The organism is Bradyrhizobium sp. McL0615, assembly GCF_049993905.1.
In the GTDB taxonomy this organism is placed as follows: domain Bacteria; phylum Pseudomonadota; class Alphaproteobacteria; order Rhizobiales; family Xanthobacteraceae; genus Bradyrhizobium.
In genome coordinates this window covers 6013088-6038381 of record NZ_CP188254.1, presented here as the reverse complement: position 1 = coordinate 6038381, position 25294 = coordinate 6013088, and the positions used below count along the sequence as shown (strand labels likewise).

The following is a 25294-nucleotide window of genomic DNA, read 5'->3' as shown; positions in this document are numbered from 1 at the left end:
AGTGATCTAAGACCGCGGCGATAGGCTGCAAATCGTCTGAGATTCTTGAGCCATTATGCGAGTGGGGACTTGCGGGGCGCTGCCCCTCAACCCCCAGCAAGACCTTCTTTTTTGCCCTCCGGTGCGGCAAGTCCGTCGCGCGTCGCAGCTCCGCTGCTCTGCGTGCCGCGATCCCGAACGTGAATGGCTGGCTTAAGTTAGGGTCGTTCTGTTCTTGCCTCGTACCGCCCGTTCAGTAAGTATCGACTCCAATCGGCCGCCATTAAGGCGATGCCGCGTCGTCGGGAGCTAGAAACCGACGCCCAGGGAGGTGCAGATGCTTACGTCCGTACGCTTACGCAACTTCGTCATCACTGCTGCGCTAATTGCCGCATCCCCCAGCGCTTTTGCGGAGGGCCCAGTACCCGTCAAGCCAGCCGAAGCCGGGTTCAATGAAGCAGGCCTCGCTCGTCTCGACGCGTACATCAAGAACGAGATCGCCACTAATAAGATTCCCGGCGCAATTATGATGATCCAGCGTCAGGGCAAGACTGCCTACTTCAGCAGCCTCGGAGTCCGAGATCCAAACACTAAGGAGCCGATGACGCCCGATACCATCTTCCGCATCTATTCGATGTCGAAGCCCATAACCACCGTGGCCGCCATGATGCTGGTCGAGGAGGGCAAGCTTCAGCTTGACGAGCCGTTATCAAAGTACATTCCCGCATTCGCCGACGTCAAAGTAGGCGTCGAGAAGAAGGGCGAGGACGGCACAATGGGCCTGGAACTAGTGCCGCTTAGGCGGCCGATCACCATTCAAGACCTGATGCGTCACACGTCGGGATTGACATACGGCTTCTTTGGCGAGGGCCTGGTCAAGAAGACCTACGTGGACGCTAAGCTGAACGCAGAAGACCCCGACAACGCCGTTCGCCGAGCGGATAGCGAAGCTGCCACTGGCCTATCAGCCCGGCACGACGTGGGACTATAGCCAATCGACCGATATCCTCGGTCGGGTAATCGAGGTCGTTTCGGGAAAATCGCTCTATCAGTTTGAGAAGGAGCGCCTGCTCGACCCGCTTGGAATGAAAGACACGACTTTCTACGTGACCGATCCAGCCAAGAAGTCTTTGGTTGCGGAGCCTTTCCCGAACGATAGGACCATCGGCAACAACTCCGTAATGGGTGACCCTCGCCTCGCACAGAAGTGGGAATCGGGTGGTGGGGGGATGGTTTCCACCATCAACGGCTATTCCCGGTTCGCGCAAATGATCTTAAATGGAGGCACGTTAGAAGGGAGGCGCTATCTGAGCCCGAAGACCATCGCCTACATGGGCTCCAATCATATCGGATTGGCCTCTGGTGTGACGCCGGGTCCTTACTACTTACCGGGTCCGGGCTTTGGGTTCGGGCTTGGCTTTGCTGTCCGTACCGAAGCCGGGGTAAGCCCTATAGAAGGATCAGTGGGGGAGATGAACTGGTCTGGGGCGGGTGGCACAACGTTCTGGATTGATCCAAAAGAAGATATGTTCGTCATCTTTATGGCGCAGACTGTGTCGCAACGCGGGCGGATACGTATAGCTTTGAAGAATGTCGTGTACGGGGCTTTCGAGAAGTAGACACGACGAAGCCGGGCGAGGTGGTCATCCATCGCCCGGCTCAAGACGATTAAGCAGCCTTCCGTGTCTTGCCGATGGTACCGGTCTTAGCCGCTTGGCTGAACAAGTCATCCAGCTCGCCGGCCCGGACCGCTGCGATCAGGGTATCGATCACGGTCGGGAGCTTGTCCTTGGACGGGACTGCGATGCCGGCCTTGCCCTTCTCGAACTCGATGGCTTGGCTCCAAACTTGATTGACATCACGACCTGGCCGGACGGATCCGTCTTCCACCAGGGCCGGACAGCTTGCTGCTTGGTGGTCGCCTGTCGCTCGCCGTTAACCTTGGTCCATCGTTGAACGGACCGCACGTGGTTGGAATCATTCAGGACCAGCTTCTGCTCTTCGAGCTTGGTGACGAATTTGGTCCGGCGTTGCTGGACGGGATCATGGGTAAACTTGAGGAGGCTGTGAACGAAAGTGACTTGAGGACTGGCATTGAGGTTCTCCGTTGTTGGATAAACCTCGCGGATCCTAATCAGGTGCATAACACCGTACATGCCGAGCAGCGTGCATTGGTCGGCATCAAAAGGAGTGTCGATCCGGGGGCAGCCGGGAGACTCTTCATTTCGTGAAGCCGCTCTTTCGCCATGCGCAACCGCGTGGCCTAGTCGCGATGCAAGCCTGACAGTCTCCTTGCGGCTTCTGTGATTCAAAATTCCAGCGGCGGCTCAGATTCATACGCTATAAACGCGCCGACATCTCTATTTCCCCTGCCGCGCGCTTTCGAGCAGCGTCATGCAGGCCTCGAGACAGGCTGCAGCAATCGTCCGGCCAAGGGGACTCGGCTTCTTGTTCAACAACCGATGCATCACCACGCCGTGGAGCATCATCATGATCGGATACGCAACGCGCACGGCCCTGGTTTCATCGACGCCGGCGCGCACGATATGGGCGGCGTATCGTTCGATCTCGCCCCTTTGTGTATCTCCTGTGACACGCTCCATCCAGCCGCGCCCATAGAGCAATTCATAATCGCGGGGGTGGCGGGTGCCGAATTCGAGATGTCGTACACAGACGTCCTGGAAATCGCGCGATTTTGCGAGGTGGGCCGAGAAGCGCCGAAAGGCGAGCGCGCGCAGCGCCGTCAGCATCGCCTCCCGGTCCGCATAGTGGCTATAGACCGTCGGGGTCGTGGTGGATGCTTCGGCTGCCACGCCGCGGATCGTCACGGCTTCTTCGCCGCCCGACTGCCACAGGGCGTCGGCGGCCTTCAAAATCCTGTGAGGCAGCTCCGGATCGGCGGTTCGCGGCATCGGCCCTATTGCTTTTACGTTGTATAAGTTTTACGTCGTATAAGTAATAACCTCTTTCCCCGGAGCAAGCAAATGGCCCTTCCGCCGAAACTGATCGGACCCACCATCTCCTCGATCACCGGCTTGATCACCTCGACCAGCATGTCGTTCGTTGGACTCGCACTGAACTATGGCTTCCAGCCCGATTTCACCTGGCGATGGCTGAAGGCCGCGGCAACGAGCTATGTCTTGGTAGTGCCGATGTTGATCGTCGTCATCCCGCGGATCCAGCGCTTCGTCATGCGCCAGGCCGGATTGCCCGCGCGTTGATGCCGGGTCACAGCACGAAATTGAGAGCGCCCCCCCGCGAGCGAGGCCGCCACATCGTTTTTTGAAGGTAACCGGAGGTCAGGAACATGACGACGAAATATAAACACGATAACCCGATCCTCGTGACCGGAGCAGCCGGCGCAGTGGGCGGCATCGGCCGCAACCTCACCGAATTCCTGCTCGCAAGGGGACACAAGGTGCGCGCCTTGGTTCGGCGGGAGGACAAGCGGGCCGAAGCGCTCCGGCGGCTCGGCGCAGAGGTCGTGCAGGGCGACCTGACGGACCTCGCCTCGATGCACCGCGCCATCGAAGGCTGCCGGCGCATCTATTTCGGAATGTCTGTCTCTGCGGCCTACCTGGAAGCCACGATCAACATCGCCACGGTGGCGCGCCACCACGGCATCGAGGCTTTCGTCAACATGTCGCAGATGACGGTCTCGCAGATGAGCATCAGCGAGACGACCAAGAGCCCGCAGCATAAGTTGCACTGGCTGGCGGAGCAGGCCCTGTCCTGGTCGGGACTTCCGGTCGTCACGATGCGGCCGACAGTCTTCCTTGAGGGCTTCTTTCTTACGCTGGCCGCCGCCGGCGTGCGGGCCTCCGACGAGTTGGCGCTGCCGATGGGCGGCGGCAAGATCTCGCCAATCTCGGCGGTCGACGTGGCACGTGCGGTAGCGGCGATCCTCGACGACCCCGCACCGCATATCGGCCAAATCTACGACCTGACGGGGCCGGTATCGGCCGATCTGGATCACTATGCGCACGTGTTCTCCGAGGCGCTTGGCAGGCCCATCCGATATCGCGACGTCCCGCTCCAGGCGTGGAGCGAAGGCCTTCGGCAGGTCCGGTTTCCCGAGCACGTCGTCAACCATCTCTCTGCCATGACCGAATTGAACAAGGAGGGGCGCTATGACCGCATGACGGACACCATGTCCAAGCTCACCGGCGCTACGCCGACCAACATGCGGGATTTTGTGAAGCTCCATGCCGCCGAGTTTAATCAGCGTGGACCGGCGCTTTCTTGAGTGCGAATGCGACGCGTTCCCAGTGGCCGCTTCTGGCGCAAGGCTGCTTTCGCGGGCATGTCCGCTCGCCCTCTGGTCCGTTATTTGCGCAAAGATCTGAAGGCTGCGCGTACCTCATCTGAAAACAGCTTCGGCTCCTCCCAGGCGGCGAAATGTCCGCCACGTTCGACCTCGCTGAAGTAGGCGAGGCCGGGGTACATAATCTCGACCCAACTTCGGGGCGCAGCAAAGATTTCGCCGGGGAACGTCGTAAATCCCACGGGAACCGCGACCGCCGGAGGAGCCTTGCCAGCCGCACGGGCTGCGGCCTGTCCGGCCTCCCAGTACCACCGTGCGGCCGAGGCCGCAGTGCCCGTCAGCCAGTACAGCGTGATGTTGTCGAGGATGCTGTCCCGGGTGAGATTGCCCGCGGGCTTACCCTCCACGAACGCTCGGGAAATCTTGTAGTAGCTGTCCGTGTCATGGTCGAGCATCCAGCTCGCGAGCCCGAGGGGTGAATTCAGCAGGGAGTATCCGATCGTCTGTGGCCGCGTCGACTGCTCAAGGAAGTAGCCAAAGCCACTTGCCCTAAACGTCGCGGCCGCCTTCTGCGCCGCGCGTTCCTTCTCGGATTCTGCGGGCAGCTTGTCGGACATTGCCGCCACACCCGCGAGCAAGTTGACGTGGATGCCGAGAAGTCCCTTGGGTGCCTGGCGCCCCATCGCATCCGTCACTGCCGCCCCTACGTCGCCACCCTGGGCGACGTAGCGCGTGTAGCCGAGGCGATCCATCAGGACCGCCCACGCACGCGCGATGCGGGCGGTGTCCCAGCCGAGTTCGGTCGGCTCACCCGAGAAGCCGTAGCCAGGCAAGGACGGCAGCACCAGGTGGAATGCATCGTCGGGAGTGCCACCATATTTGGTCGGGTCAGTCAGGGGACCGACAGTATCGAGGAGCTCGATGACCGAGCCAGGCCAGCCGTGCGTCATGATCAGCGGCAGCGCGTTCTCATGCCGGGACTTGACGTGGATGAAATGAATCCTCACCCCGTCGATCACGGTCGTGAACTGTGGCAGCGCGTTCAGCCGTGCCTCGCACTTGCGCCAGTCGTACTCAGTCGACCAGTAGCGGGCGAGCGCCCGCAGCGTTGCCAGCTGCACACCCTGCGACCGATCCTCAACGAGCTCTTTGGTCGGCCAGCGCGTGGACGCGAGGCGCCGGCGGAGATTAGCGAGGTCTTCACCCCGGACACTGACGCGGAAGGGAAGAATTACGTCGGCTTTGGTCGTACCAAGCGGGGACCCTCCTTGCTTCGATTGCGCGCGTGCGGCGACGAAATGTATTGGAAGCAAGCTGACGGCACCGGTTGCGGCTGACCCTGCGAGCAGGCTGCGCCGGGTGGGTGAAGAGGAGATTGCGGTCATGTTCGCCTCCTTGTTTACAATCCCGCTCCTAGACTAGTGAACTGCGACGCGTCGGCCAGACCCTAACGCGACATGCACCGCTCACGGCTTGACGAACTTGAGCACGAATTCGTCCATCGGTTGCGGCGGGTCCGGCGTATTCTTATCTCTGGGATCGTTCGGGTTGCGCAGGAAATTGCCTTCGTCCCTCAGCTTGAATCCTGCCGCCTCGACTTCCTGCCGAAGAAACGCTTCTTCGATGCGATGCAAGGCACCGGATTCGGAGATGCCGGTTCCAGGCCGACCCGAATGATCAGCTATAACGTAGAGGCCTCCCGACTTGAGCGCGCCGAAGACAGCTTTGTTCATCGCCGCGCGATCCACGCCGAGGTGTCCGAGGTCGTGATAGTTAAACATCAAGGTCGCGAGATCGACGCCTCCCGCCGCGAGCTCGGACGGAACGGGATCTTCGAACGGTCGGGAGAGCGCGACGATCGGCGCGGCCTGAACGCCATTGCTTCGGAGATTGTTTTCGCGTTCGGCGAGGGCAACCGGGGATGGGCGTGGCGCGCTTGCCGGCGCTGTTGCTGGCGCTGCACTCGGCGTGCTGGCTGGGTTGCTGTTGCCTTCGGGCGCCACCGGAGGCGTGGTTGCCCGGTTTGGATCGCGCGGCCGGCTCTGACCATAAACCTTGCCCGAGGGGCCGATCGCACGGGCTAATAATTCCGTGGTGTAGCCACCGCTCGCGCTGAGATCGACCGCGACGATACCGGGACGAATGCCGATGAAGCCCAGCATCTGCTCAGGCTTGCGTCGTCCATCATTGGCGCGATCTGCCGCAGTGCGATCGGAGCTCCTCACGATCTGGGCAATTTGCTCGGATGAAAGTGGCGTCGAACCCTGTTGCGCTTCTGCTGCTTGGGCGTTGAGAAACGGACCCGCGCTGACGCTGACTGCAACCAGGAGGCCTTTTATTCCGCTTTTCATGTTGCTCATGGCTCTCTGACCTCTCTCATCTACAGGATCGGCGACGCGACGACCTCAGATGGTTTCCCTTCGGCCAATGATAAGAGCACAATGCCGTCCGGAAGTACCGTCAAGCCCATAAACACTTTCGTTACCTCAACTGGTTTCCGCTACGCTCGACATCGACTAGAAAATCCGGGTGACGCAACGGCGCTTCGAGCGAGCTGGTAGCCTTGCAATGCGTGGCCCCGACGCGGTTCTTCGTCCAAGATTCGATCTACAAGCGTTTTGCGGACACGTTCGCGGAGAAGGCCGCGCAGCTCAAGGTCGGCAACGGGCGCGATCCGGCAACACAGCTTGGGCCGCTTGCCAATTCGCGCCGGATCGACGCCATGGAGAATTTCGTGGCTGATGCCAAGTCAAAGGGCGCCAAAGCGCTCGCGGGCGGCCGGCGTATCGGCAATAACGGCTAGTTCTTCCCGCTGACTGTGCTTGCCGACGTGCCCGACGATGCGCGCGTCATGCGCGATGAGCCATTCGGTCCGCTCGCGCTGGTTAACCCCGTTCGCGATATCGATGAGGCGATCGACAAAGCCAATTCGCTGCCCTATGGCCTTGCTGCCTATGCTTTCATGCGGTCAGCGCAGAACGCCGACCGGCTCGCCAACGAGGTCGAAGTCGGCAATCTCTCGATCAACGACTTCGTGGCGTCGGTCGCCGAAACGCCGTTCGGCGGCGTGAAGGAAAGTGGTTACGGCCGGGAGGGTGGCACCGAAGGCTTGCAGTGCTACACGGTCACCAAGAACGTCTCGCACAAGATGAGCTAGGCGTTCAGGCATTGCGAAATTGGCAACAATTGCCTCGTCTTGGCATTCTCTGCTTTTCGTCGGGCGCGTGCGGCTTCGCCGCACCGGGCTCTCGTGAACCGAGCCGCTTTGCGTCTCGGCCGTTCCGGCTTCGATCCCTCGCGCAGAGACTGCGGAGCTCTTCGCCGGGGACACTCGGGAAGGGGGCTCGCCTTCGGCGATCGCTATCACTGCCCTGTCCCGGGTGCCGCTGTTAACCGGCCTCGTCGCCGCACTCGGACCCGCGTGCCCCTTCGGGTCGCTATGCTCACGCTCTCCGGGTGTTATTGCAGTAGGGCGATGCGCCACTGGGCGCACGCCTGATCAGGGCCTGCGGCCCCAAGCAGTCAATGCGAAGTCCCGTGGAGCGATGGGACCTAAAGTGGGTCGCCTCGCAGATTTCGCACTCTCTTAGCGTATGCGGCGCACGAGGCGATCGAGCGTTGGGCATTGACCGTGTCAGGACCTCGCGTGTCGGGGCGCCATGAGGTCTCTGATTCTGGCCCGCGTTGTCGTTTCCCTTTTCGAATATGGATCCGAGTCCGCCTGGGTTATGCGCCGTACTGGCATTGCGCTTAATGCGCACACGTGGGCTTCTTTCTGATCGATCCCACCGTTTTCCAATACCGCGCCATGGCGGTGGCAGCCGTGGTAATCGCCGGCAGTCCAGGCACGGGCACGCGTCCAACCCACCCTCAAATGGCTAATCAAGCCCGAGGGACGGCAAGAGCCTCGATCGCCTTCCCGCAACGGCTGCACTTGCTTTTTTCCCCTGTCGCCAAGTGGCGGCATTCCTCGCGCAAGACAAAAAAGCAGGCTGTCGCCGTCCTCCGCTGGCGCTGCGGGCCTGGTGGCTGCGGGCCGATCGCTCCCCGAGCCAAGGATCGCCATCGAGGCCGCGATGGACGCGGCCCGAGCAACAGACGGAGATGACCATGGCTACCATCGGCACTTTCACCGCTTCGGACAACGGCTACACCGGCATGATCAAGACGGTGACGCTGAGCATCAAGGCCAAGTTCGTTGCGTCCGGGAAGGACAATGACAAGGCTCCCGACTACCGGATCTTCGCCGGCGCGACCGAGTTCGGCGCCGCCTGGAAAAAGACCGCGCGCGACAGCGACCGGGAATATCTCTCGGTCAAGCTCGACGATCCGAGCTTCCCGGCTCCGGTCTACGCCTCGCTGGTCAGGGTCGACGGCGAAGAAGATTACAACCTGATCTGGTCGCGCCGCAGCGGCGACTGATCGCTCTGGATCGCCAGCCCCGCCTCCTCGGGGGCGGGGCCTTTTGTGTTTCCTGCGCCGCTTTAACGAGAAGCGGATGGAGTTTTTCGTTCAGAGAAGGGATTTCGCCGTTCGAAAAATGCGATCAACAGGATACATCTCGGAGCAGTGATTCTTGTCCGGGCGATCGCAATTCCGCCTTGCATCGAGCTCTGACTTTCGGTCTTCGAAGGTGTTATTTCGTCGGCTGACGCGAGCGACGATAACCTTGACCGCTCCTGCCACAAACGGGCGGGCTATCGGGTTGGCAATTTGAGCAAAACCATGCCTCCAAAATATGGAAACGAAGCAGGGTTGGGGGTAGGGCAAGATAAAAGCAATGTCGCCTGAGTGCGACTAAGTCGCTGTCTGCACATCCAAGATTTGTCGCTAGCGGAGGGGGCGATGTCGCTACGGCATCGCTAAGTTCGCTAACCGACTGAAAAATATTGTCTGTATCGGGCCACGGTTGTGGTTATATGGAGGAAATCGAGTACGAGACCGCTCACAACGCTTGGGCTGCCGCGCGAAAGGTGTACCACGACGCCCAAATGAGCTTAGCGAAAGTTCGGGCGCTCAACTTCGATGAGATTGCGCTCAAGGCTACAGCTGCGATGGCTTTCGAAAGGGGCTTTGGTGACAAGGACCGTCGCCCGCTCCGCGTTCAAAATCAAATGGTAGCCTTCGGAGTGGCATGGGACGCCGTTCTGCTTGCTGCGGAAGCCTCTGAAAAAGCTGCTAATCACTAAGACAGTCATCGCTTCCTGGCCCGCCGGTTCACGGTGGAGGCCACCTTTCCTTAACTGGCAGTCGATAATGTCTGATCAATCGCGGGTAGCCTCAAGCTCCCGCGAGAGTGAGAGTAGAGCCGTCGCTGTCTCAACCCAGCGGCGGCTTTTTTCGTGCCAGGGTTGCATTGGTCCATTATTCTGCCGGATTTCAGTCACCTTCTTATCGGGTTCTAAAATCCATGGGGAGAAACGACGTGGCAGTAGGTACGGTGAAGTGGTTCAACGCGACAAAGGGCTATGGCTTTATCCAGCCCGACACTGGCGGCAAGGACGTATTTGTCCATATCTCGGCCGTCGAAAGAGCGGGGCTGAGCAGCCTGAATGAGGGCGCGAAGGTAAGCTTCGAAGTGGTGGCCAACCGCGGGAAGGAATCCGCCGAAAACCTGAGGGTAGGTTGAAAGTCGCGGCCATCTAAACGGGCCCGCCGGCGGCTTCATGGAAGCCTGTCGCAGCGAACTCACCATTCAAGCATGTGAACTGCAATCAACTCCAATTGCGGTGGCGGAAGAGAACGGCAAGGTTGTCGGCGTCGCCCAAGTCAAGGTCAACGGAGGCGAGGCTGATTTGTTGAAGTTGTTCGTCGAGCCGACAATGCTTCGTGGTGGCGTAAAGATGCAACTATTCACTGGGCTACCAGCGAAGCAACTGCGATGGGTGCTTATCGTATGTTGATCGAAGCCGACCCAGATGCCGCACCGTTCTATCGACGAATGGGCGCCAAGGACTGCGGCTTCGCCCCCTCCGGCTCAATACCCGGCAGAAAAGGCTGCACGGCCAGTGGCGATTTGCCCTTTACCTACCGGACCTGGGCGGTTCGAGCATGACCTCCTTCAAGCGATCACCACTGGCGATGAAAACCACGAAGTTGAGTTTGCCATCGTGCTTCATTAGACCTCCGGCAAGAGCGCTTCCCGCCGCAGCTTTCTCGGCGATGCGTACGGCGTCCGATAGCTCTAGCTCAACTGATTTCAGGGCAATGATGTTGCCCAGATATTCTGGGTCGAGCTCCGTCAGCGATGACGAAATTTCCGTTTCTGTAACGCTTCCGGTGTTCGCATCTATAACATTTTCCCAGACTCGCTCATCTTTCACCGTCCGCACTCGGTAAACGGGCGGACCGGATATGTCCAAGCTAATGTCGGCGGTCCTTGAACCGTCATGTATATGCTCGGCGATCGCTACCGCTTGGCTGAGCGGCATTTTTATGGTGCGAAATTCATCGAGCAAGCGGCGGGTCACTGCCTCCGCAGCATCGCGCTGCGTGGCAGCGCTCGGATTTGCGCCGTCTAAAGGTGTATGGGTGACATCGGCTATCGCGCCCGTAGTAGCAAGTGCGGCGAACCAGACGATAATCGCCAATAATCGCTTCTTGGACATGAGGTAGATCCTGTGCTGGTCAAGACTGACCGGTGGCTTTATTGGCGTGTATCGAAATTCCGATGCCGAGCGGATCGCTGCAGCTTCACTGGCCGGGTCTGAGCGAAAATGCGCTGTGATTCCGACGCGAGGCCGAACTGCCTCCTGCTTGAGGCGGCTTGATCGGAAGCTCCCAGACCTAACCGCGCCAGCGTATCACGGACACGAGACGAGATTGCGGGGGTCCCGTCACTCGCATCGGCTTGCTGGGACAATGACGTGGGCGGTTGTCGTACCGCATCGGCCACGTCAGAACCGGGCGGCGAGGATGGGGTCACGGCAAACTCCTTGCCCGGGAGCGCTGGCAGGAGGTCGGGCTGGCTCGTCTCAATGACAACTGCTTCCGGTCGCTTCAGATCGGAGGTGATCCGGATCGGTGGTCGCGTAAAATGCGATTCGATGAGCTTGTTTGGCGGAGGCGCGGGGAGCAGGGAATCGGCTGCAAACAGCAGCGCCAGCAACGCCCCGCCGACCCACAGAAAATAACTCCGCAGCGGAATTTGAGAATCGACTAAACCGCGCGCATGTATGGACAGAACAGATCTCCTGCTCACAGCGCCGGGCTCCCGCGCTGAAGTCCTTTCGATGCGATCCAGGCCCGCTCGTGGGCTGTTCGGTTTGGCGTGTGCGGCATGTTGCTTCCGTTTCGTTCTCAGATGCAGCGTCGAGATGGCGGCGCTTGTCCCGCCAGTCGCATGGACCGTAGCTCATGGGTTTCGGATCAATCGCGAATGCGCCATGAGGTGGTGCGCGCGGAGTGCTATTCGGTTGAATATAGCTGGACGTCTCTTCGCACGAGCTCCGACTCAATCATGTTGAATGCGCATTCAACGAGAATGAGTCAGACATTGACCGAATGGATGATGCAATTCCGAACTAGGAGGAGGGTTGGCGTCATGAAGTGGCCCACCGCCGCTGGGCTTGCCGCTTGATCGGTACCGCCTCTCGATCGACGAACGCGCGCAGCCCGGCAAGCAAGGAAATACCAAGACCCAGCAGCAGGCTCAGGCCCACGAGAGCCAGAGCCACGACCAGGTTCAGGCATGCGAGCGCAAGCCCCGGGAACGGATTCTCCTTTAGCGGCCACAAAAGTGTTGACATTCTCATCTCCAGAAATACACTAAACCGTATAGTTCGTATACAACCCGAGCCGCGGGGTGTGTCAAGAGCGAAGACTCACAAGCTCGTGTTGAGGCAGTTCAAACGGGCGGGAAATCGGAGCATGACGCTGCGTTCTGGTTCGAACGCGCGATGCCAGCAGAAGAAAGGATTCTGAATGTTCAAGTACACCTTAATCGTCATGCTGGTGGCGTTGTTTGGCAATGGGACTGCCTTTGCGCAGGAGAACCGCGGCACTCCCGAACAGAGGGCCGCATGCACGCCTGACGCCTTCCGGTTGTGCCTTAGCTACGTCCCCGACGCCACAAATGTGGAGGCCTGTCTGAGGCAAAGAAAGTCAGAACTGAGCGATGCTTGCAGGGCCGTCTTCGACCGCGCTGCAGGAACTGCTGCCGTAAGGACTATCGGATCATCCCGCAACCTCGGCCCGAGAGATGAGGACTGACCATATGAACACGATTTATGCTCCCGCTTTCGCCGCGTTTGGGGGCTCGGCATTCGGAGCGATCTCCACGATCGTAACTGGATGGGTGACCCGGCGCCGCAGGCTTCGCGAGCGTCACCATGCCCGGTCGATTTCCAAGCGCGAGCGGCTCTATCGAAGCTTCATCGAGGAGGCCTCCCGAGTCTACGCCGACGCGCTCGTCAGCGACAAATCCGAGATTCCGCAACTGGTCAATCTGTATGCGCTCATAGGGCGAATGAGGATTCTGTCCAGCGATCAAGTGGTTCAAGCCGCGGAGCGGGCGGGTCGCCTGATCATCGAAACCTACCTGTCACCAAACCGCGAATTTGGCGATCTGCCTGACTTCATGGAGGAAATGGATCCCTTGCGTGGCTTCGGGGAAGCTTGCCGACGCGAATTGCATACGATCCCATCTCACTGAGGTGCCAAGCGATGCAGGAACGCATACCTCAGGCCGGATCGCCGTGCATTCGTCAGCGGATCGTACAAGCAGCGATCCGATTGCATCGCCAAATCGGCTTCAAGAAGACTACCGTCGCCGATATTGCTCGCGGAGCGTCGATGTCGCCCGCTAACGTCTACCGCTTCTTCGCTTCGAAGCAGGTGATCGAAGAGGCGGTCGTGACGGATTTGTTCGAACAGGTCTCCGCGGCCGCAACGCTTGCGGCTCTCTTGAGCGGCTCGGCTCTGGAGCGTCTAGCGGCCGCTTTGAGCGCAATCGCGCAGCTGCACGAACATCGGCTGGAGAACGACAGCAAATTACACGAATTGGTCGCTGCGGCAGTAAGCGAGAACTGGGAAGTCGCGCTGTCTTACGCGGACCGGATACGAGGGCTTGTGCGCTCGATCATTGCTGGCGGACAGGGGAGCGGTGAACTGCGACCAGGAAGTCCGATGGCGATGACCTGCTGCCTGCTTGAAGCGATGGATGGATATCTCAATCCGTCGCGGATCAATGCGGCTACCGTTCGGCCCACGTTTGACGAGATGTTGGATTTCTGCGCAAGCGCCCTGCATCACGCACCGTGGGTTCAGTCGACCGACCTGGCCGCGGACTTAAGTCCCAAAGCCGTGGGATAGCGAGCGGGGTCCGCGGCTGATTCACGGCCTCCAGTCTGCCTCGCAAGCCGCAAGAAAGAAATTGACCCGTTCGTGCAGGAACGTTGGCAGCTCTTTTTTGAGATCCTTCAGGTCCTCACCCATCAGAGATCTCATAAGCATCGGAAGCAGGATGAGATCCATGAACATCTGCGCGGTCGCAACGCTCCGCTTTGCGCTGAAAGGTCCTTTAGGTGAGCGCGCGATCCTCTGCGTTGCCTCGTTCAAGAGTTGCGAAACCGCCCCGGCCGCCCGGTCGCGCGCCGCGTCGTGAACATTTCGGCTCAACTCGGGAAATCGCCGCGCCTCGGCGATCGTCGCGCGCGTGAGGTCCAGCGTGTCCTCGACGAATCTTTCCACGATCTCGATGCCGAGATTGGTGAGCTTTTCCTGGATGGTGCGGCCTGCCGACGTGAACCCCTCGAAATCTGTTAATCCGCTGATGGTTCGGGCCACCACAGCCACGAACAGCGCCTCCTTCCCGGGGAAGTGGGCATAGATGGTCGGTTTGCTCGCAGGGGCCAACTCGGAGATTTCGTCGATGCTGGCACTCCGAAATCCTTTCTCGAGAAAGAGCTGCTGAGCCGCATCGAGAATCCGTGCCTGGACGTCGCCGGCAAGGTCAGCGGACGGCCGGCCGCGTTTCGGGCTTTTGTTCTTCGCCATCATCGTCTCCTAATCACGAGTTTGTGCGCATCAAGATCCCACTTGACACCCTCAGGCAGGAAATGCAAGAAAAAGAAAATATACGGTATAGTGTAGTTAATGTCTTGTTTGGTCTGCGGGCCTGCGACACTCATTACAGCTAGAAAAGGAGATCTCCGTGAGTATGTGCAGCCCGGACTCGCCAATTGTGGAGCAGGGCATTCTGCTGCGCGAATTGAATCACCGGATCAATAGTGGTCTCGCCTCGACGATCAATCTCGTCTCGGCTGCGGCCGTCCGAGCTGAGGGGTCCGAAGCCAAGCGGGCCTTAAGCGATATGGTCGAACTGTTGCATGGCTATGCCGATTTGCAGCGGGCGCTCGCAACGCCGAGGGGCAGGGCGCTGATCGACGCCGCGACGTACGTCCGCATGATGGGCTCCGCTATGCGTCGTTCGTTGCTGGACCGAATGAACATCCGGCTGGCACTCGCAACCGAATCTCTCCCGCTCCAACCAGAGCGATGCCGTCGGCTCGGATTGATCGTCTACGGACTTGTAACCGACGCCGCGAAGCATGCCTGCTTCGAGGCGCGGACCGGAGAAATCACGGTCAAACTGACACGGGTCGGCACGGTGGTGAATTGCGTCGTCCTGGATAACGGGTCACGGCCGGCACGGGGGGCCGCGGGACGGGGCCTCCGGATCACTAATGATCTTGCCAAAGGTCTCGGCGGCCGGCTCGAGCGCGGCTTCGGTACCGATTTCACGTCCGTCGTCCTGTCGATTCCGCTGGCAGGGCGTGAGCGACAGGCGGACCGGGCGATGGCGAAGCGTCGCATCGTACATTCACCTCGCTGGTCAAAGCACAGCCCATCCGATGCCTCGGCGCTTTGGACAGGAGCGAACTGCCCGGATCGAGGCAGCCGCCCCGTTGCAACTCGACCGGATCCGACTCCGGCTCGCGGAGCCCAACCGGTCTCTCCCCGTCCAGCGGCGGATGCGCTGGGCGAGTTGTTGTCACCCCGCTAACAGATGGCCTTGCTATGAAACATCATGCCGCGAAGAACGCCGTAGTTGATCAAGCTGCCCGCAAACGCAAGCTGAGTTGGGCCGGTAGCCTGGCGGTCGCGCTTGTCGCAATCGCGCTGAGTGGCTGCAACGATCACGCCGCTACTCCCGTCACGCGTGCCGCGATCGTGCGTACGGAGATCGTGCAGCCGCGCGACCGCCAAGCCTCCGTCACCCTGACCGGCGAAATCCAGGCCCGTTTTCGCGCCGACCTCTCGTTCCGCGTCAGCGGACGCGTGCTCGCGCGCTATGTCGATGTTGGCGCCCGTGTCCAGGCTGGGGAAGTCCTGGCTCTGCTCGATCCGGCGGAGCAGCAGGCCGACGTCGATGCCGCGACCGCGGCGGTGCTGGCCGCAGAATCTCAGCTGCGCGTGGCCAAGGTAACCTTCGAACGGCAGAAAGCGCTGATCGCAAGCGGTTTCACCACGCGGACGGTCTACGACCAGGCGCAGGAAGGATTGCGAACCGCAGAAGGTGCGCTTGAGGCAGCAAACGCGGGGCTGGGAACGGCGACAGACGCCCTTGGCTATACCGCGCTGCACGCAGAAGTGGCAGGCGTGGTCACCGCGCGCAATTTGGAGGTCGGCCAGGTGGTACAGGCCGCGCAGCCGGTTTTCTTGCTGGCGCAGGACGGCGAACGCGATGCCGTGTTCGACATCTACGAATCCCTTTTGTTTGGCGATCTCGATGACAGTCGCGTATCGCTGGCGCTCGTCTCCGACACAGGCGTGACGGCGAGCGGGCATGTCAGGGAAGTCTCGCCTGCGATCGACGCGAAGAGCGCGACCATCCGCGTCAAGGTTGCCATTCATGATCCATCGGCCGCGATGACGCTTGGAAGCGCCGTTGCAGGAACCGTCAAAGCGAAAGCCCAGCAGCAGATCGCATTGCCCTGGAGTGCATTGGCGGCGGCGGGATCGAAGCCCGCGGTCTGGATCGTCGATCCGGCGACCAAAACGGCTGCGCTCAAGCCGGTGACAATCGGCGGTTATGAAGCCCGTGAAGTGCTGATCGAGGCGGGCATCAAACCGGGCGAGCGCGTCGTGATCGATGGCGGCAAGCTGCTGAGCGTTGGCCAGGCCGTGACATATGAGGGAGACCAGTCATGAAGAAGCGAACGATGATTGCAGCCGGCACATTTGCATCCGCCGTGGTGCTCGCTGGATGTCAGCAGGACGCGAAAGCGCCCGACCCTGCACGACCCGTGCTGTCGATGGTCCTTGAGCCGAGCCGCACGGAGGGCATGGTCGCCGTAGGCGTTGTTGAGCCGCAGTACAGGACCAATCTCGCCTTCCGCGTCCTGGGACGTCTGACCGGGCGTCCCGTCTCGGTTGGCGACCTCGTCAGCGAAGGACAAACTGTAGGTGTCATCGATCCCACGGCTCTGGAGCTTACGGTACGCTCCGCCAAGGCTGAGCTGACGAAGGCCGAGGCGCAGCTTTCGACCGCAACAGCGACGGAAGAGCGGCAGCGAACCCTCATCACAACAGACGCCACCACGAAGCAGACGCTGGACAATGCCGAGCAGGCGCGGGCTGGCGCCGCTGCGTCGGTGGCGCACGCACAGGCCAACCTGGTCAAGGCGATCGAGCAACGGGGCTATGCACAGATCAAGGTCAATTTCGCCGGCGTCGTCACCGCGGTGGGCGCAGAAGTCGGACAGGTGGTCTCTCCTGGCCAAAATGTCGTGACAGTCGCGAGGCCCGATATCAGGGAGGCGGTGGTAGATATCGGGGAGGATTTCCCGGTGCCGCTTGAAATTGGCTTGCCATTCACGATCGGCTTGCAGCTGCTCCCCGGTGTGCAGGTCGAAGGCAAGGTTCGCGAGATCGCCCCGCAGGCGGACCCCGCGACACGCCTGCGGCGAGTCCGCATCGCGCTGGACAATCCCCCCGAAAGCTTCCGCTTGGGTACGACCGTTACGGCAAAGCTCGGCAAAGCGCAAAGTCCGACATTGCGCGTTCCCGCCTCAGCGGTGCTCGCCAGGGATGGCGCGAATTTCGTCTGGGTCGTCGATCAGCCTGCGAGCACCGTGTCGCTGCACAAGGTCGATCTCGCCGGCGACCCCGCAGGTGCCCGCGTCGCCGGCGGGCTTGCCCCCGGCGCGCGCATCGTGACCGCCGGAATCCGCAGCCTCAAGCAAGGACAACAAGTCCGTATCGAACAGGATCAGAAGCCATGACGTCGTTCAACCTTTCCGACTGGGCGCTCCGCCATCGTTCTCTCGTCTGGTATTTCATGATCGCCTTCATGGCGGCAGGGCTGTTTGCGTACCTTCAGCTTGGTCGTCAGGAAGATCCCGACTTCACCATCAAGACCATGGTGATCCAGGCGCAGTGGCCGGGCGCATCGCCTGAAGAGATGACGCGCCAGGTCACCGACAGGATCGAAAAAAAGCTCGAGGAGCTGGAATCGCTCGACTACACCAAGAGCGTGACGGTGGCGGGCCAGACCACCGTGTTCGTTTATCTGCGAGACACGACAAAGGCGGCTGACGTCAAGCCAACCTGGGTCCGGGTCCGCAACATGATCGCGGACATCAAGGGAGATTTTCCGCAAGGAGTGATCGGACCGGGCTTCAACGATCGCTTCGGCGACGTGTTCGGTAACATCTATGCCTTCACCAGCGACGGTTTGACCCAGCGTCAGCTGCGCGACGAGGTCGAAGGTATCCGCGCCAAGGTCTTGACCGTGCCGGATGTGGGCAAGGTCGACATTCTGGGAACGCAGGACGAGGTGATTTACCTTGAATTCTCCACTCGGAAGGTCGCGGCCCTTGGCCTAGACGTCCGCTCGATCATGGCCTCCCTGCAAGGGCAAAACGCGGTCGCGCCTTCCGGCGTGTTCCAGGAGGGGGCCGAGCGGATCAGCGTGCGGGTGAACGGCCGCTTCACGTCGGAGGCGAGCCTGAACGCGGTCAATCTCCGGATCAACGACCGCTTCTTTCCGCTGACTGACGTCGCGACCATCACGCGCGGTTATGCCGATCCCGTCAAGACTTTGTTCAGGTACAACGGCCAGCCCGCAATCGGGCTTGCAATCGGCATGAAGTCCGGCGCGAACCTGCTTCACTTCGGCGAGGCGCTGAAGGAGCAAATGTCAAAGGTCATTGCCGACCTGCCGATCGGCGTCGGCGTTCATCTGGTCGCCGATCAGCCTGTTGTCGTCGAACATGCCGTGTCGGGGTTCACCGAAGCGCTGTTTGAGGCGGTGGTCATCGTTCTCGCCATCAGCTTTCTCAGCTTGGGCATGCGCGCCGGGCTTGTGGTCGCAATTGCGATCCCGCTGGTTCTCGCCATCACCTTTGTGGTGATGAACTATGCCGGCATTTCATTGCAGAGAATTTCGCTGGGTGCATTGATCATCGCGCTGGGCCTTCTGGTCGATGACGCGATGATTGCCGTCGAAATGATGGTGGCCCGCCTGGAGGTCGGAGATCCGCTGGAAAAGGCGGCGACCCACGTCTATACGTCGACCGCTTTTCCGATGCTGACGGGCACGCTGGTCACCGTCGCGGGCTTCATCCCGATTGGGCTGAACAGCAGCAATGCCGGCGAATTTACCTTCACCCTGTTCGTGGTGATCGCGGTCTCCCTGATCGTATCGTGGATCGTCGCAGTGCTGTTCACCCCGCTGCTTGGCGTCACCATTCTGCCCGCAAAAATGAAAGGCCACCACGGGGAGAAGGGCCGGCTGGCGCAGATGTTCGCCCGCCTGCTGCTCTTCTGCATGCATCACCGCTGGATCACCGTCGGGGTGACGGTTGCAGCCTTCTTCATCGCGTTATTCGGCATGACGTTCGTCCAGCAGCAATTCTTTCCCTCGTCGGACCGTGACGAGCTGGTGATCGACTGGAATTTGCCGCAAAATGCCTCGATTGCAGACACCAATGCGCAGATGGCGCGCTTCGAGCGCGAACAGCTGCAGGGCAATGGCTCCGTGGAGCATTGGTCGACGTATGTCGGTACCGGCGCGCCGCGGTTCGTGCTGTCGTTCGACGTACAGACGGCCAATGCGTGGTTTGGCCAGCAAGTGGTTGTGACCAAGGGCGGCATCAAGGCGCGCGACCTCGTCAAGGCGAAATTCGAGGAATATCTGCGTAAGACGTTTCCAGGCACCGACACCTACGTCAAGTTGCTGGAGGTCGGCCCGCCGGTGGGGCGTCCCGTGCAATACCGCGTGAGCGGGCCAGACATCGCGAAGGTCAGGGATCTCTCACAGGCTCTCGCCGGCATCGTCCGAAGCAACCCTGATCTCGGCAACGTCGTGTTCGACTGGATGGAGCCTGCGCGCGTCGTCAAGGTCGACGTTCTCCAGGACAAGGCGCGCCAGCTCGGCGTGACGTCGGAAGACATCGCCACGGCGGTGAACTCGGTGCTCGAGGGCACCCCGGTCACCCAGGTTCGCGACAGCATCTATCTCGTCAATGTCACTGGACGTGCGACCGCGGTCGAACGCGGCTCGATTGATACGCTTCGGGATCTGCAGTTGAGCGGGCAGGGTGGGCAGTCGGTGCCGCTCGGGGCCGTGGCCAATCTGCGCTATGAGATCGAGCAGCCGACGATCTGGCGCCGCGCGCGGATTCCCACGATCACGCTGAAGGCCGGCATCGTCACCAACGTCCAGCCGAAGACGATCATGGACCAGTTGGCGCCGAAGGTGGCGGAGTTCAACAAGGAACTGCCGGCAGGTTATTCGGTGGCGATCGGCGGCGCCGTGGAGGAAAGCGCCAAGAGCCAGTCGCCGATCGTGGCCGTCGTTCCGCTGATGCTGTTCGTCATGGCCACGGTCCTGATGATTCAGCTGCAAAGCTTCCACCGCCTGTTCCTGGTGTTTGCGGTCGCGCCGCTTGCCGTGATCGGTGTCGTCATGGCGATGCTGCCGAGCGGCGCGCCGCTTGGGTTCGTCGCCATCCTCGGCGTCCTGGCACTGATCGGCATCCTGGTCCGAAACTCGGTGATCCTGATCGTGCAGATCGAGGATCTGAGGAAGGAGGGGCGCCCGGCCTGGGATGCCGTGGTCGAAGCGACCGAGCATCGCATGCGCCCGATCCTGCTGACGGCGGCCGCCGCGAGTCTCGCGCTGATTCCGATCGCGCGCGAGATTTTCTGGGGCCCGATGGCCTACGCGATGATGGGCGGCATCATCGTCGGCACGCTGCTGACGCTGTTGTTCCTGCCTTCACTCTATGTGGCGTGGTTCCGGATCCACCCTGTTCACGACGATGGCGGGCCAGTGCTAGAGGCCGTTGACCCGACGCACGACAGCCATTCGTCGAACCCGACTCTCGCGCCGGCCGCGCCAGTGCCGGTCCTTGAAACGCAAATCTAAAACGGAGACTATGATGGTCAGGAAGACACTCTTGACGCTGTCCGTCAGCGTGACGCTCGCAACGATTTCCTTGGCGCCGACTGCGGTGTTAGCGCAATTCCCTCCGCCTCCTCCGATGGGGCCCGGCGGTCCTCCGCCGATCGCGGCCGGCGGTCCTCCCGCATTCGCAGGTCCTCCTCCCATGGGGCCTGGCGGTGGGGCCGGTGCCGGCTTTGGTGGTCCGGCTCCCCAGCTGGGCGCCGGCGGTCCTCGCGGCGATCTAAGGGGGCCTGGCGGCGTCCGCGCCGGCGGTCGTGACGGACCTGCGGTTGCACGCTCGGTCGAGGCTCGCTCCGCGTCGGTCGGCTTCAGCCGTTCCGGAAGCTTCAGCCATGGCTATGGCGGGCGGCGATACGGATATGGTGCAGCCTATGCCGCGGGAGCCTATGCCGGATATGCCTGTGGCAGCGAGAACGATGGCAATTATTCCGATAGCGACTGCTACTACGCCTATAGTCGCCACCGACGCGTTCTGGTTTGCAACTAGCCAAAACGAATTCGGGCAGGGTGAGCGTCACCCGACGAACACAGTGGATATCGTAAGCCCGTTGGCTTCGCTGCTGCTCGTGACAGAGACCGGTTCTCTCACCGCAGCTGCGTGACGTCGAAGCGGACTTCGGCGTTGTGTCAGCGTGTCGAACTGGTCGGGTAGTCGACAACAACCTCAGACGAACGTCACTCAATCAGATGCAGCACAAAGTTGTGAACGGGCTTGCTTGACAATTCTAATATCAAACTATACGGTATAGTGTATTAAATCGGATCGCGAAACCCGCTACGACACGTTCTGAACAGAACGCAGGCTTGGGCAATCGTAAACAAGAGCACAGAACCCCATGAACTTTCAGCCTCGACCACATCTGACGACGACCGACAGGCGTCTGCCGTTCGATTGCGTAGCGTTGCTCTTACAGGGCGGCGGCGCTCTGGGGGCTTACCAGGGAGGCGTCTACGAAGCTCTGGCCGAAGCCAATATCCATCCCGATTGGATTGCCGGCATTTCGATTGGCGCGATCAACGCTGCAATCATCGCGGGAAATCCCCCCAATTCCCGTGTTGACCGGCTTCGCGAGTTCTGGACGCAGGTGACGTTGGACGCGCCGTTCACCGATGTGATGAATAGCGATCACACCCGCAATTTTCTCAATCAGGTCAATGCGAGCTTCGCGGCGATGTTCGGCGCGAACGGATTCTTTTCTGCGCGGCCACTGGCGCCATGGCTGCAAGCGGGTGGAACGCTTGCCGCCACCAGCATCTACGACACGAGCGCGCTGAAGACGACACTGGAGCGCCTGGTCGATTTTGATCGCATCAACGCCTGCATGACGCGGTTCAGCGCAGGTGCCGTCAATGTGCGGACCGGCAATCTGGTCTATTTTGACACTGCCACGCATACGATTCGGCCCGAGCACATCCTGGCGAGTGGGGCGCTGCCGCCGGGATTTCCAGCGGTCGAAATCGATGGCGAACATTATTGGGATGGCGGCTTGGTCTCGAACACACCGTTGCAATATGTGATCGAGTGTGGCGCCCGTCAGGACACGCTTGTGTTTCAGGTCGATCTCTGGAGCGCGCGCGGCCAGATTCCGCGCAATCTGGCCGACGTCGTTACGCGTCAAAAGGAGATTCAATACTCGAGCCGCACGCGCGCGAGCACAGACCAGTTCAAGAGCCTGCACCGGTTGCAGCGGGAGCTGGCCGCTCTCTTGGGCAGGCTGCCTGAAGATCTGCCCGAGCAAGAGGACGTCAGGCTGCTCAGGACGGCTGCCTCTCACAACGTGCACAGCCTCGTTCACCTGATCTATCGCGCGCGGGACTACGAAGGCCACTCCAAGGACTATGAGTTTTCCCGCCTCTCGATGCAGGATCATTGGCGCGCCGGCTATCACGATGCGTTACGCACCCTTCGGCATCCCGAAGTGCTGACTCGCCCGACCAGTGCGGACGGCGTTTCCACGTTCGATCTTGAGCAGGATGGTCGCGAATAGGCCGCCAGCCGGTTATTCCCAGTCACAGGAGAATTGAATGCGCGAAAGTGAAGTCGTGAAGCGGGCATTCGCGATGCCGCTTACCAATCCGGCCTATCCGCCGGGGCCGTATCGCTTCGTCAACCGCGAATACCTGATCATCACTTATCGCACCGATCCGGCGAGGCTGCGATCGGTCGTTCCGGCGCCGCTCGAACTTGATGAAAGCGAAGCACTGGTCAAATACGAATTCATCCGCATGCCGGATTCCAATGGTTTTGGCGACTATACCGAGAGCGGCCAGGTCATCCCGGTGTCGTTCCGCGGTCGCAGGGGCAGCTACACCCACTGCATGTTCCTGAACGATGAGGGACCGATCGCGGGCGGCCGGGAGCTCTGGGGCTTTCCGAAAAAGCTCGGCCAGCCGACGTTAAGGACCGAGATCGATACGCTGATCGGCACTCTGGATTACGGTCCGTTGCGGGTAGCAACCGGCACGATGGGACACAAACACCGCGAAGCCGACCTGGCGCAAGTCAAGGCCGCTCTCGAGGAGCCGAACTTCCTTCTCAAGATCATTCCGCACGTCGACGGCAGTCCGCGGATCTGCGAGCTTGTCGCTTATCACCTTGAGCAACTTGTCTTGAAAGGAGCGTGGACCGGACCCGCGGCTCTCGCCCTGACGCCTCACGCCCTGGCTCCCGTGGCTGATTTGCCCGTTCTCGAGATCGTGTCCGCGATTCACATCCGCGCAGACCTTACCCTGGGGCTGGGCAAGGTCGTTCACGACTATCTGCAACAGCCGGTTCGAGGCCCGCTCCGGAGCTACGAGAGAAGTCTAGTCACTTGATGGACGACAGCGATCGGCTGCGCGAGCCCGACGTCCGGCCGCAAGACCGTCACAGATCAACAAGGAAAGGCGAAATGGATATTCTGGAAGGTAAAGTCGCAGTTGTGACCGGCTCGACGAGCGGCATCGGTCTTGCGTATGCGCGGGCATTCGCAGGTGCTGGCGCCAATATCGTGCTCAACGGGATTGGGGCACCGGCCGATGTCGAAAAAACGCGGACTGCAATCGAGAACGATTTCGGGGTGAAGGCTATCTATTCGCCCGCGAATATGGCCGAGCCAATGGAAATCGCCAACATGATCTCGTTTGCGGAGAGGACGTTTGGCGGCGTGGACGTGCTCGTCAACAATGCCGGCATCCAGCATGTCTCGCCAATCGAGGATTTTCCGGTCGAAAAGCGGGACGCGGTCATCGCAATCAACCTCTCGTCCGCATTCCATGCGATCCGTTCCGTTACTCCTGGCATGAAGCAACGCGGCTGGGGGCGTATCCTCACCACGGCGTCGGCGCATTCGCAGGTCGCGTCTCCCTTCAAGTCGGCCTACGTCGCGGCCAAGCACGGCATCGTGGGACTCACAAAGACGGTTGCGCTGGAGCTCGCCCGGTCGAAGATCACCTGCAACTGTATCAGCCCCGGCTACGTCTGGACGCCGCTGGTGGAGAAGCAGATTCCGAACACGATGAAGGCGCGCAACATGGATAGAGATCAGGTGATCAACGACGTCCTGCTCGCGGCCCAGCCGACGAAGGAATTCGTCACGGTCGAGCAGGTTGCTTCGCTGGCGCTCTTCCTGTGTGGCGAAGGCGCCGCGCAGATCACCGGCGCCAACCTCTCTATCGACGGCGGCTGGACGGCCGCGTAGGGCCCGCCGAAATGCACACTGGCTCAACGCATGGTGAAAGAAGATGGTCGACGAACAGCTGCGATAGACCAAGAGAAGAAACAATACCCGACACCTACGACTACCTTACTGAACATCAACCAATTTCTCTGGAGAGAAGTCCATGAACAGGCGACTGATTGCGAATGTCATTGGCTGTGCCTGCCTTATGCTGGCGACGGCTGCCGAAGCTCGAACCTCTTACGACGGTCCCTGGAATCTCTCCTTCGTTACACAACGCGGAAGCTGCGATCCGACCTACAATTTCTCAGTGAACATAAACGACGGCGTCGTGACGCATCCCAATCTGGTTAAGTTTAGCGGGCATGTCGGCAGATCGGGCGCGGTTCGCGCGTCGGTGACGGTCCACGACAAATACGCATCAGGCTCGGGGAGGCTGACGCAAGACGCCGGCCGCGGAACCTGGAGCGGCCACGCAGCAGGTGGGCGCTGTTCGGGGTATTGGACCGCGCAACGAAGCAACTAGGACGCGATCACCCGGAAGCCTCAAGGGCAGGCTGGACCGAAGGTGCTGTTCGAGGCTGGGCTGACGATGGTCGGCGTCGCGCCACGACGGCGGTGCTGGTCAGGCCTGTCAGCCATATCTCTCGGTTACCGCCGCTGCGACGAACTTTCTGCGTCCGGCACTGCCCGGGCTTGTGCCGTGGGCGGCGCACCACTCCGGGAATGTGGTGGGGTCGATGTAGACACGCAGCACGACGTGTCCATAGGCCTTGAGCCCATGCTCCATTTCCTCGGCCATCTTCAGCCATTCTTTCCAACTCGGCGGCATCTTGTCGCCATCGTCGAAAAGTTGCAGCAACACTGGATAATCTTCCTCCTTGATCCAATAGGCCCCGACTGCGGGAGGCAGACTATCCTCGGAATGCGTCATACGTGGTCTCCCTGCAGATGCTGCCTGTCACTGACATGATCGAG

Annotated in this window: 27 protein-coding genes and 1 pseudogene; 20 read left to right on the top strand and 8 right to left on the bottom strand. The window is 60.7% G+C overall.

The annotated features are described in order from the left end of the window. Window positions 1-316 precede the first annotated feature (316 nt). Both ACPPVP_RS29055 and ACPPVP_RS29050 read left to right on the top strand, forming a co-directional pair. A complete protein-coding gene (locus ACPPVP_RS29055; RefSeq protein ID WP_426526774.1) occupies window positions 317-970 on the top strand; it encodes a serine hydrolase domain-containing protein in 654 nt (217 codons plus the stop codon). Then, complete coding sequence (locus ACPPVP_RS29050) at window positions 921-1598, top strand: serine hydrolase domain-containing protein (protein WP_426538120.1); 678 nt, start codon at window positions 921-923, stop codon at window positions 1596-1598. The genes ACPPVP_RS29055 and ACPPVP_RS29050 overlap by 50 nt, the downstream gene beginning before the upstream one ends. 49 nt (window positions 1599-1647) lie before the next feature. Here ACPPVP_RS29050 and ACPPVP_RS29045 read toward each other — a convergent pair whose 3' ends face one another. After that, window positions 1648-1869: a hypothetical protein gene (locus tag ACPPVP_RS29045; protein ID WP_426526772.1), complete on the bottom strand. Its 222-nt coding sequence runs from the start codon at window positions 1867-1869 to the stop codon at window positions 1648-1650. A 14-nt stretch (window positions 1870-1883) separates the two neighbouring features. Here ACPPVP_RS29045 and ACPPVP_RS29040 point away from each other — a divergent pair, with 14 nt between their 5' ends. Then, entirely contained in the window at window positions 1884-2210 is a 327-nt protein-coding gene (locus ACPPVP_RS29040) for a hypothetical protein (protein ID WP_426526770.1), read from the top strand. 129 nt (window positions 2211-2339) lie between these two features. Here the strand turns inward: ACPPVP_RS29040 and ACPPVP_RS29035 are convergent, their stop codons facing one another. After that, complete coding sequence (locus tag ACPPVP_RS29035) at window positions 2340-2891, bottom strand: TetR/AcrR family transcriptional regulator (protein ID WP_426526768.1); 552 nt, start codon at window positions 2889-2891, stop codon at window positions 2340-2342. Window positions 2892-2963: 72 nt separating this feature from the next. On the opposite strand from ACPPVP_RS29035, the gene ACPPVP_RS29030 reads away from it, so the two are divergent. Next, the gene (locus tag ACPPVP_RS29030) at window positions 2964-3200 is read left to right on the top strand and encodes a DUF2798 domain-containing protein (RefSeq protein WP_426526766.1); all 237 of its coding nucleotides are present in this window, start codon (window positions 2964-2966) and stop codon (window positions 3198-3200) included. 86 nt (window positions 3201-3286) lie between these two features. Beyond that, window positions 3287-4225 carry an SDR family NAD(P)-dependent oxidoreductase gene (locus ACPPVP_RS29025; RefSeq protein WP_426526764.1) on the top strand — a complete coding sequence of 313 codons (939 nt, stop codon included), beginning with the start codon at window positions 3287-3289 and terminating at the stop codon, window positions 4223-4225. A gap of 80 nt (window positions 4226-4305) precedes the next feature. Here the strand turns inward: ACPPVP_RS29025 and ACPPVP_RS29020 are convergent, their stop codons facing one another. Beyond that, window positions 4306-5628: an epoxide hydrolase family protein gene (locus ACPPVP_RS29020; protein ID WP_426526762.1), complete on the bottom strand. Its 1323-nt coding sequence runs from the start codon at window positions 5626-5628 to the stop codon at window positions 4306-4308. A gap of 81 nt (window positions 5629-5709) precedes the next feature. Beyond that, on the bottom strand, window positions 5710-6603 hold the full coding sequence (locus tag ACPPVP_RS29015; protein WP_426526760.1) for a class I SAM-dependent methyltransferase: 894 nt from the start codon (window positions 6601-6603) through the stop codon (window positions 5710-5712). Between the two features lie 212 nt (window positions 6604-6815). On the opposite strand from ACPPVP_RS29015, the pseudogene ACPPVP_RS29010 reads away from it, so the two are divergent. The 5 genes and pseudogenes from ACPPVP_RS29010 to ACPPVP_RS28990 all read left to right on the top strand — a co-directional run bounded on the left by ACPPVP_RS29010 (window position 6816) and on the right by ACPPVP_RS28990 (window position 10146). Further along, window positions 6816-7400 (top strand): annotated as a pseudogene (locus ACPPVP_RS29010) (aldehyde dehydrogenase family protein). 953 nt (window positions 7401-8353) lie between these two features. Continuing rightward, the gene (locus tag ACPPVP_RS29005; protein ID WP_426526758.1) at window positions 8354-8665 is read left to right on the top strand and encodes a DUF736 domain-containing protein; all 312 of its coding nucleotides are present in this window, start codon (window positions 8354-8356) and stop codon (window positions 8663-8665) included. 497 nt (window positions 8666-9162) lie between these two features. Next, window positions 9163-9432 (top strand): hypothetical protein, encoded by a 270-nt coding sequence (locus ACPPVP_RS29000; protein WP_426526756.1) that lies wholly within the window; start codon window positions 9163-9165, stop codon window positions 9430-9432. 236 nt (window positions 9433-9668) lie between these two features. Beyond that, a complete protein-coding gene (locus tag ACPPVP_RS28995; protein WP_426525017.1) occupies window positions 9669-9872 on the top strand; it encodes a cold-shock protein in 204 nt (67 codons plus the stop codon). 37 nt (window positions 9873-9909) lie between these two features. Continuing rightward, window positions 9910-10146: a hypothetical protein gene (locus ACPPVP_RS28990; RefSeq protein WP_426526754.1), complete on the top strand. Its 237-nt coding sequence runs from the start codon at window positions 9910-9912 to the stop codon at window positions 10144-10146. A 120-nt stretch (window positions 10147-10266) separates the two neighbouring features. Here the strand turns inward: ACPPVP_RS28990 and ACPPVP_RS28985 are convergent, their stop codons facing one another. Further along, window positions 10267-10851: a PepSY domain-containing protein gene (locus ACPPVP_RS28985; protein ID WP_426526752.1), complete on the bottom strand. Its 585-nt coding sequence runs from the start codon at window positions 10849-10851 to the stop codon at window positions 10267-10269. A 933-nt stretch (window positions 10852-11784) separates the two neighbouring features. After that, the gene (locus tag ACPPVP_RS28980) at window positions 11785-11991 is read right to left on the bottom strand and encodes a hypothetical protein (RefSeq protein WP_426526750.1); all 207 of its coding nucleotides are present in this window, start codon (window positions 11989-11991) and stop codon (window positions 11785-11787) included. A 467-nt stretch (window positions 11992-12458) separates the two neighbouring features. Between ACPPVP_RS28980 and ACPPVP_RS28975 the strand changes: the two genes are divergently transcribed. Beyond that, window positions 12459-12896, top strand: coding sequence for a hypothetical protein (locus ACPPVP_RS28975; protein WP_426526748.1), 438 nt, complete (start codon window positions 12459-12461; stop codon window positions 12894-12896). Window positions 12897-12907: 11 nt separating this feature from the next. Continuing rightward, on the top strand, window positions 12908-13555 hold the full coding sequence (locus ACPPVP_RS28970; protein WP_426526746.1) for a TetR/AcrR family transcriptional regulator: 648 nt from the start codon (window positions 12908-12910) through the stop codon (window positions 13553-13555). A gap of 21 nt (window positions 13556-13576) precedes the next feature. On the opposite strand, the gene ACPPVP_RS28965 is transcribed toward ACPPVP_RS28970, so the two are convergent. Continuing rightward, entirely contained in the window at window positions 13577-14239 is a 663-nt protein-coding gene (locus tag ACPPVP_RS28965; RefSeq protein ID WP_426526744.1) for a TetR/AcrR family transcriptional regulator, read from the bottom strand. A gap of 163 nt (window positions 14240-14402) precedes the next feature. Here ACPPVP_RS28965 and ACPPVP_RS28960 point away from each other — a divergent pair, with 163 nt between their 5' ends. The 8 genes from ACPPVP_RS28960 to ACPPVP_RS28925 all read left to right on the top strand — a co-directional run bounded on the left by ACPPVP_RS28960 (window position 14403) and on the right by ACPPVP_RS28925 (window position 24337). Further along, entirely contained in the window at window positions 14403-15248 is an 846-nt protein-coding gene (locus ACPPVP_RS28960) for a sensor histidine kinase (protein WP_426526742.1), read from the top strand. 14 nt (window positions 15249-15262) lie between these two features. Continuing rightward, on the top strand, window positions 15263-16396 hold the full coding sequence (locus ACPPVP_RS28955) for an efflux RND transporter periplasmic adaptor subunit (protein WP_426526740.1): 1134 nt from the start codon (window positions 15263-15265) through the stop codon (window positions 16394-16396). Next, the gene (locus tag ACPPVP_RS28950; protein WP_426526738.1) at window positions 16393-17469 is read left to right on the top strand and encodes an efflux RND transporter periplasmic adaptor subunit; all 1077 of its coding nucleotides are present in this window, start codon (window positions 16393-16395) and stop codon (window positions 17467-17469) included. The genes ACPPVP_RS28955 and ACPPVP_RS28950 overlap by 4 nt, the downstream gene beginning before the upstream one ends. Continuing rightward, complete coding sequence (locus ACPPVP_RS28945) at window positions 17466-20618, top strand: efflux RND transporter permease subunit (RefSeq protein ID WP_426526736.1); 3153 nt, start codon at window positions 17466-17468, stop codon at window positions 20616-20618. The genes ACPPVP_RS28950 and ACPPVP_RS28945 overlap by 4 nt, the downstream gene beginning before the upstream one ends. A gap of 13 nt (window positions 20619-20631) precedes the next feature. Beyond that, window positions 20632-21144, top strand: a complete 513-nt coding sequence (locus tag ACPPVP_RS28940; protein ID WP_426526734.1) for a hypothetical protein — start codon at window positions 20632-20634, stop codon at window positions 21142-21144. 349 nt (window positions 21145-21493) lie between these two features. Further along, complete coding sequence (locus ACPPVP_RS28935; RefSeq protein ID WP_426526732.1) at window positions 21494-22645, top strand: patatin-like phospholipase family protein; 1152 nt, start codon at window positions 21494-21496, stop codon at window positions 22643-22645. 37 nt (window positions 22646-22682) lie between these two features. Then, window positions 22683-23474, top strand: coding sequence for an acetoacetate decarboxylase (locus ACPPVP_RS28930; RefSeq protein ID WP_426526730.1), 792 nt, complete (start codon window positions 22683-22685; stop codon window positions 23472-23474). A 74-nt stretch (window positions 23475-23548) separates the two neighbouring features. Further along, window positions 23549-24337, top strand: coding sequence for a 3-hydroxybutyrate dehydrogenase (locus tag ACPPVP_RS28925; RefSeq protein WP_426526728.1), 789 nt, complete (start codon window positions 23549-23551; stop codon window positions 24335-24337). A gap of 613 nt (window positions 24338-24950) precedes the next feature. Here ACPPVP_RS28925 and ACPPVP_RS28920 read toward each other — a convergent pair. Beyond that, window positions 24951-25250 carry a hypothetical protein gene (locus tag ACPPVP_RS28920; RefSeq protein ID WP_426526726.1) on the bottom strand — a complete coding sequence of 100 codons (300 nt, stop codon included), beginning with the start codon at window positions 25248-25250 and terminating at the stop codon, window positions 24951-24953. Between the last annotated feature and the right edge of the window lie 44 nt (window positions 25251-25294).